The organism is Streptomyces alkaliphilus (genome assembly GCF_014141535.1).
GTDB lineage: Bacteria > Actinomycetota > Actinomycetes > Streptomycetales > Streptomycetaceae > Streptomyces > Streptomyces alkaliphilus.
Genome location: NZ_VKHT01000183.1, coordinates 1 through 6657, shown reverse-complemented (window position 1 = coordinate 6657; position 6657 = coordinate 1). Strand labels below are relative to the sequence as shown.

General features: G+C 72.5%; 8 protein-coding genes and 1 pseudogene. 7 read left to right on the top strand and 2 right to left on the bottom strand.

Translation table 11 applies throughout. From position 1 onward, the window contains the following. The coding region (locus FNQ90_RS08605; protein ID WP_407699327.1) for a cytochrome P450 at window positions 1–1260 on the top strand (1260 nt) is incomplete at its 5' end. Between the two features lie 10 nt (window positions 1261–1270). Then, entirely contained in the window at window positions 1271–2551 is a 1281-nt protein-coding gene (locus FNQ90_RS08600) for a cytochrome P450 family protein (RefSeq protein WP_182605818.1), read from the top strand. A gap of 102 nt (window positions 2552–2653) precedes the next feature. Here FNQ90_RS08600 and FNQ90_RS08595 read toward each other — a convergent pair whose 3' ends face one another. Continuing rightward, window positions 2654–3127 (bottom strand): RrF2 family transcriptional regulator, encoded by a 474-nt coding sequence (locus FNQ90_RS08595; protein WP_182605817.1) that lies wholly within the window; start codon window positions 3125–3127, stop codon window positions 2654–2656. A 93-nt stretch (window positions 3128–3220) separates the two neighbouring features. Here FNQ90_RS08595 and FNQ90_RS27160 point away from each other — a divergent pair, with 93 nt between their 5' ends. The 5 genes from FNQ90_RS27160 (at window position 3221) to FNQ90_RS08575 (ending at window position 6430) form a co-directional block, all read left to right on the top strand. Further along, window positions 3221–3607, top strand: a complete 387-nt coding sequence (locus tag FNQ90_RS27160; protein WP_228470972.1) for an SDR family oxidoreductase — start codon at window positions 3221–3223, stop codon at window positions 3605–3607. A 42-nt stretch (window positions 3608–3649) separates the two neighbouring features. Then, window positions 3650–4060, top strand: a complete 411-nt coding sequence (locus FNQ90_RS27155; protein WP_228470971.1) for a hypothetical protein — start codon at window positions 3650–3652, stop codon at window positions 4058–4060. 102 nt (window positions 4061–4162) lie between these two features. Beyond that, a complete protein-coding gene (gene serC / locus FNQ90_RS08585) occupies window positions 4163–5281 on the top strand; it encodes a phosphoserine transaminase (RefSeq protein WP_182605816.1) in 1119 nt (372 codons plus the stop codon). Window positions 5282–5478: 197 nt separating this feature from the next. Then, on the top strand, window positions 5479–5811 hold the full coding sequence (locus tag FNQ90_RS08580; RefSeq protein WP_182605815.1) for a YkvA family protein: 333 nt from the start codon (window positions 5479–5481) through the stop codon (window positions 5809–5811). A gap of 55 nt (window positions 5812–5866) precedes the next feature. Continuing rightward, window positions 5867–6430 carry a GNAT family N-acetyltransferase gene (locus tag FNQ90_RS08575; RefSeq protein ID WP_194432347.1) on the top strand — a complete coding sequence of 188 codons (564 nt, stop codon included), beginning with the start codon at window positions 5867–5869 and terminating at the stop codon, window positions 6428–6430. A gap of 97 nt (window positions 6431–6527) precedes the next feature. Here the strand turns inward: FNQ90_RS08575 and FNQ90_RS08570 are convergent. Continuing rightward, window positions 6528–6657: pseudogene (locus FNQ90_RS08570) on the bottom strand (8-amino-7-oxononanoate synthase); the annotation flags it as partial.

Here is a 6657-nt window from a genome sequence, read left to right as displayed (position 1 = left end):
CCCGTCGGATGCCCCGCGCACGGGACCCCCGGTGCCCCCGGGGGTCCGGTGCCGTTGAGCGGTCCCCGCTTCCACACCGATCCCGCCCGGCTCTACCGGGAGATGCGCTCCGAGCACGGTCCGGTGGTGCCCGTCCTCCTGCCCGGAGACATTCCCGCCTGGCTGGTCGTGGGCTACCGCGAGATGCACCGCATCACCGGCGATCCCGAGTTGTTCCCCCGGGACTCGACGCTGTGGAACCAGTGGGAGAACATCCCGATGGACTGGCCGCTGCGCCCGATGATCGGCGTGCGCCTGCCCTCGGTGTACTACACCGTCGGAGAGGAGCACCGTCGTCACCTGGCCGCCGTGGAGTCCGCGCTGGAGGCCGTGAATCCGCACGAACTTCGCGGACACACAGAGGAGTTGGCCGACCGACTGATCGACTCCTTCTGCTCCCGGGGCGAGGCCGAGCTGGTCGGTGACTACTCCATGCTGCTGCCGGTGCTGGTTCTGGCCCGGATCACCGGTTTCCCCGACGCCGAGGGCCCCGGGCTCGCCCGCGCCATGAACGACCTCGCCGACGGCGGGGAGGGCGCGATCGAGGCGCACCAGCGGTTCGGAGCCGCCATGCACCGTCTGGTGGCGACCAAACGTCAGCTGCCCGGTTCCGATGTCGCCTCCCGTCTCCTGGCCCACCCCGTGGGCCTGAACGACGAGGAGTGCGCGCTCGACCTCATGGCCATCACCGCCGCAGGCCACCTGCCGTCCGCCGACTGGCTGGGCAACTCGGTGCGCCTGATGCTCACCGACGACCGCTTCGCCGCCTCCATCGGCGGGGGTCGACGCAGCATCGGCGAGGCCATGAACGAGGTCCTCTGGGAGGACACCCCCACCCAGATCCTCGCCGGGCGGTGGGCCGCCCGTGACACCCGGATCGCCGGCCGGCACATCACCGCCGGCGACCTGCTCCTGCTGGGCCTCCAGGGCGCCAACTCCGACCCGGACGTGCACGACTTCTCCGGGAACGACGGCTTCCACGCGGGGAACAGCGCCCATTTCTCCTTCAGCCACGGCGAGTTCCAGTGCCCCTTCCCGGCCCGGGAGATCGCCGAGGTCATCGCCCGAACCGGCATCGAGGTGCTCCTCGACCGCCTGCCCGACATCGACCTGGCCGTACCGCAACAGACACTCGCCCGGCGGCCCTCCGCGTTCCTGCGCGGCATGAGCACGCTGCCGGTCCGCTTCGCACCCACCCATCCCCTGGGTGGCACGAGATGAGAGGCACCAGATGAGCTGTCCCGTCACCGGCCGCGCCACCGACTCCCTCTCCTCCGGCTCCACCGGGGCCGAACCGATCGTGCTGGACCCCCTGGTCCGTGACCGGGAGGGGGAGATCGCCCGCCTGCGCGAATCCGGCCCGATCACCCGGATCGACCTGCTGGGCGCGGTGGCCTTCTCCGTCACCGACCACGCCGAGGCCCGGCAACTGCTCACCGACCCCCGGTTGGTCAAGGACATCAATCGGTGGAACGCCTGGCGGGACAGACGGATCACCAGGGAGTGGCCGCTGATCGGCATGATCGACGCCGGTCGGTCGATGTTCACCGTGGACGGCGCGGAACACCGTCGGTTGCGGGCCATGACCGCCCAGGCCGTCACCCCCCGGCGGGTGGAGGGGATGCGCCCGGCCATCGAGCGGATCACCGCCGACCTGCTGGACCGCGTCGCCGAACTCGGTGCCGACGGCTCGCCGGTGGAGCTCAAGGAGACGTTCGCGCTGCCGCTGCCGATGAAGGTCGTCAGCGAGCTGATGGGCGTGGACGCGAAGGACCACCCGCGGCTGCACGAGCTGTACGACGCGTTCTTCTCCATGCTCACCCCGCAGGAGGAGCGGCTGGCGGTCATCGAGGAGATGGACGTCTTCTACACCCGGGTGGTGGCCGAGAAGAAGGCCGCGCCGGGCGACGACCTGACCTCGGCGTTGATCCTCGCCGACGAGGGCGGGGAGCCGCTGACCGACGAGGAGGTCATCGGCAACCTCAAGGCGATGGTGGCCGCCGGCCACGAGACCACCATCAGCCTGATCCTGCACGCCGTCCGCGCGCTGCTGGACAACCCCGACCAGTTGGCGCTCGTGTTGTCCGGGGAGGTCGGCTGGGAGGCCGTGATCGAGGAGACCCTGCGCTGGGCCTCCCCCTCGACCCACCTCCTGATGCGTTTCGCCACCGAGGACATCGAGGTCGCCGGGACCGTCATCCCCGAGGGGGAGGGCGTGGTGATGTCCTACGCGGCCATCGGCCGCGACCCCGCGCAACACGGCGAGGACGCCGACCGCTTCGACATCACCCGAACCCTGCCGATCCGGCACATGGCCTTCGGGCACGGGCCGCACATCTGCCCGGGCGCCGCGCTCTCCCGTCTGGAGGCCGCCATCGCCCTGCCCGCGCTCTTCGAACGGTTCCCCCGCATGGCGCTCGCGGTGCCGAACGAGGAGATCCGCAACATGCCGGTGATGACCCAGAACGACCTGGCGGCCCTGCCGATCCTCATCGACGCGGCCGACCGCTGATCCCCGGAGGTCGCCGCCGAGGGCGCGCCGACCCGACCGCCGGTTCCGGTGCCCCGACCCCCTCCCGCCCGGAGGGAACCGGGGCACCGGGACCGAGAGGCGTCACGGCGCGCCCGTCAGGCGCCGGCGGGTGCGGGAGGGTGCCCCCGGCGGCAACTCGGCGACGATGTCGGCGAGTGAGGTTTCGGCCAGGCTGCTCCGCCAGGCCTCGTGCGCCAGTGCCATCCGCCGGGCGAGCACGCACGGGGCACGGCACTCCTCGGCGGGCAGGGCGCCCCGCCCCCGTTGCCGGATCTCGCGGCACTCGTAGGGCGGGGAGAAGCCGTCCACGGCCTCGACGATCATCAGGAGGGTGATCTCCGGGGCGGGCCGGGCGAGCCGGAAGCCGCCGCCGGGCCCCGTGCTCGCGGACAACACACCTCCCCTGACCAACGCCTGCAACTGCTTGGCGAGGGAGCTCGGGGGCAGGTCGTAGTACTGCGCCAGTTGCGCCGCCGAGGCGGTGGTGCCCGGTTCCAGTTGTGCCAGCGACGTGGCGCAGTGCAACAACCACTCGGTGCTCACGGGCAGTTTCATGCCCCGATCATATCTCGGATATTGCGGATCTATTTATTCCTGAATAGAGTGCGGCCGTTCGGCGACGCCGGGAGAGAACGGGAAGGGGCCCACATGTCGAGCAGGCCATCCACCACGCGGACCGGTGCCGCCCAACGCGTCCTCGCCGGGCGAACGGACCCGCGCCCCGCCTCCCGCGTCGCCGTCGTCGGGGCGACCGGAAGGATCGGCTCCCTCACCGTCGCCGCCCTCGAACGGGGCGGCCACGAGGTCGTGCGCGTCAGCCGCTCACTCGGCGTGGACGTGACCACCGGCACCGGACTCGACTCGGCCCTCGCCGGGGTCGGGGCCGTCATCGACGTCACCAACCACCCGCCGGCCGACCGGGCGGCGACGGTGGAGCGCTTCGGCCTCGCGACGCGCACCCTGCTCGCCACCGGGGAGAGGGCCGGGGTCCGCCACCACGTGCTGCTCTCCATCGCCGGTCTCGACCGGGTGTAGGGCAACGCCCACTACGCCGGAAAACGGGAACAGGAACGACTCGTGGCCACCGGTCCGGTGCCGTGGACCATCGTTCCCGCCACCCGGTTCCACGACTTCGCGGCGATGGTCGCCGATTGGACCGAACGGGACGGCGTCGCCTCGATCGCGCCCCTGCTCGTGCGGCCGGTCGCGCCCGCCGACGTGGCGGGCATCCTCGCCGGGGTCGCGACGGGCGGGCCCCGGGGGCGGCACCCCGAGGTCGCCGGTCCCGAACCGCAGGACCTCGTGGACATGGCCCGCCGCACCCACGCCGCGCGGGGCCGATCGGTGAGGACGGTACCCGCGTGGGGAGGCGTCTTCGGCCCCGATATGGCCGGCGACGTGCTGCTTCCCCGGGAAGGGGCCCACATCGCACCGACCACCTTCGAGGAGTGGCTCGCGTCCCCGGACGGGAGAGGCGAAACGCGATAGGGGGAACGGGCTGGTGTCGCCCGTCCCGCCGTTCGGGCGACACGTCTCACCGGACGGACCGGTGGATGACCGAGGGGCGCGCACCCACTACGCTCCCGAATCGTGGCTGAGATCGAGATTCCCGCAGACATCAAGCCCGCCGACGGCCGGTTCGGCTCGGGCCCCTCCAAGGTGCGGCCCGAGGCGCTGACCGCCCTCGCCGCCGAAGGGGCCTCCCTGATGGGCACCTCCCACCGGCAGGCTCCGGTGAAGAACCTCGTCGGTCGGGTCCGGGAGGGGCTCACCGAGCTGTTCTCCCTCCCCGAGGGATACGAGGTGATCCTCGGCAACGGCGGCACCACCGCCTTCTGGGACATCGCCACCCACGGTCTGATCCGCGAGAAGTCGCAGCACCTGTCCTTCGGGGAGTTCTCCTCGAAGTTCGCCAAGGCCGCGAAGCTCGCCCCCTGGCTCGCCGAGCCCACCGTCATCACCGCCGAGCCGGGCTCCCTGCCGGAGACCCGTGCCGAGGCGGGTACGGACGTCTACGCCCTCACCCACAACGAGACCTCCACCGGTGTCGCCGCCCCGATCCGCCGCCCGGCGGGGGCGGACGACGACGCGCTGGTCCTGGTCGACGCCACCTCCGGTGCCGGCGGCCTGCCCGTCGACATCGCGGAGAGCGACGTCTACTACTTCGCGCCGCAGAAGTCCTTCGCCGCCGACGGCGGCCTGTGGATCGCGCTCTTCTCCCCCGCCGCCCTGGAGCAGGCCGCCGCCGTGCACGGTTCGGGCCGTCACGTGCCCGAGTTCTTCTCGCTGCCGACCGCGATCGACAACTCCCGCAAGAACCAGACCTACAACACCCCGGCGCTGGCCACCCTCTTCCTGCTCGCCGAGCAGATCGACTGGATCAACGGGCGGGGCGGCCTGGCATGGGCCGTCGAGCGCACCGCCGACTCCTCGGGCCGGCTGTACGGCTGGGCGGAGAAGACCTCGTACACCACCCCGTACGTCACCGACCCCGCGCACCGCTCGCAGGTCGTCGGCACCATCGACCTCGACGACTCCATCGACGCGACCGCCGTCACCAAGGCGCTGCGCGCCAACGGCATCGTGGACACCGAGCCGTACCGCAAGCTGGGCCGCAACCAGCTGCGGGTCGCGATGTTCCCCGCCGTGGAGCCGGACGACGTCGAGGCGCTGACCCGCTGCGTGGACCACGTCGTCGAGCGTCTCTGAGCATCCGCCGGGGCCTCCCCGGTCCCCGGCGCGCCCCGGTCGATCCCGCCCGATCGACCGGGGCGCACCCGTACCCGGCCCGCGCCGCCCACCGTCCGGCACCGCCCGCGAACCATCGGCCCGCCGGTACCATGGCGCGGTGGACGGCGCCCCGACCGGGGCCGCCGGCACGGGGGTGAACCGGAGGGAGGTGGCCCGTGGAGAACTGGCTGGTGACCCTGCTCGTGGTCCTGGGCGTGATCGCCGTCGCCACCGCGGCGGTGGCGGTCGTCCTGGTCACCAAACTGGTCCGCAGCTACCGCACCCTGCGGGCGGTCGGCCTCAACAGCGGCGACAGGTTCGCCTTCTGGGGCGCCATCGCCTACACGATCTGGCCGGTGGACCTGCTTCCCGACCCGATCTACCTGGACGACATCGGTGTGCTGCTGGCCGCCCTGACCCGGCTGGGGATGTCCGCACGCGACGCCCGACGCAAGCGGGCGGTCGATCCCGGCCGTGAGCGGTCCGTCACCGCGCCGCGCGGGGACTGACAACCCTTCACCGGCGCGCCGGGGTGCCGGTCGGACCCCGACGGGAAGAGACGGCATGGCCCCGGACACCGGACGGATCCTCACCGAACGCCTGGTGCTGCGCCGACCCGTGATCGGGGACATCCCCGCCCTGCTCGACCTCCACCGCGACCCCCTGGCCTGCGCGCACAACCCGTCGGACGCGCTCGCGGACCGGGACGCGGCGATCTCCCGGTACATCGAGTGGGACCGCTGTTGGCGGGTCTTCGGACACGGTTACCGAGCCGTCCGGCTCCTCCACGACCCCGCCGTGATCGGTTTCTGCGGGCTGAAGCCGAGCCGGGTCGCCGGCACCCCCGTACTGAACCTCTTCTACCGCCTCTTCCCGGCCCACTGGGGGCACGGACTGGCCTCGGAAGCGGCCGTGGCCTCGGTGGAATGGGGAGCCGAACGGATGCCGCGCCTGCCGATCGTGGCCCGGATCCGCCCCGCCAACGCGGCCTCGCGCCGGGTGGCGCTGCGCGCGGGCCTGGTGCGCGTGCCGGACGCGGAGCCGGAGGGACCGGACGGGCCGGAGGAACTGTACGCGTCGACCCACGGGGGTCGGCCCGCGACCTTCCCGCACCTCCCGACCGGGTGACCGGGTGACCGGGGGCCGCGCCCGGGGGGTCACCCGCCTCCGGGTCTCCACCTTCGGGAGGGGCCGATCACGACCGCGGCGGATCGTTCCCGGTCCCTCACCGCCCCGGCGCGGTGGAGAGGATCACCTCCACCGCGCGGTCGAGCTCGGCGTCGGTGAGGTCGGCGCGAGCGGTCAGGCGCAACCGCGAGACGCCGTCGGGCACCGACGGCGGACGGAAGCATCCC

Bases quoted from the DNA above. Each gene is read 5' to 3' on its own strand.
- FNQ90_RS08600 (WP_182605818.1), top strand. From the start codon at position 1,271: ATGAGCTGTCCCGTCACCGGCCGCGCCACCGACTCCCTCTCCTCCGGC.
- FNQ90_RS08595 (WP_182605817.1), bottom strand. From the start codon at position 3,127: ATGAAACTGCCCGTGAGCACCGAGTGGTTGTTGCACTGCGCCACGTCG.
- FNQ90_RS27160 (WP_228470972.1), top strand. From the start codon at position 3,221: ATGTCGAGCAGGCCATCCACCACGCGGACCGGTGCCGCCCAACGCGTC.
- FNQ90_RS08575 (WP_194432347.1), top strand. From the start codon at position 5,867: ATGGCCCCGGACACCGGACGGATCCTCACCGAACGCCTGGTGCTGCGC.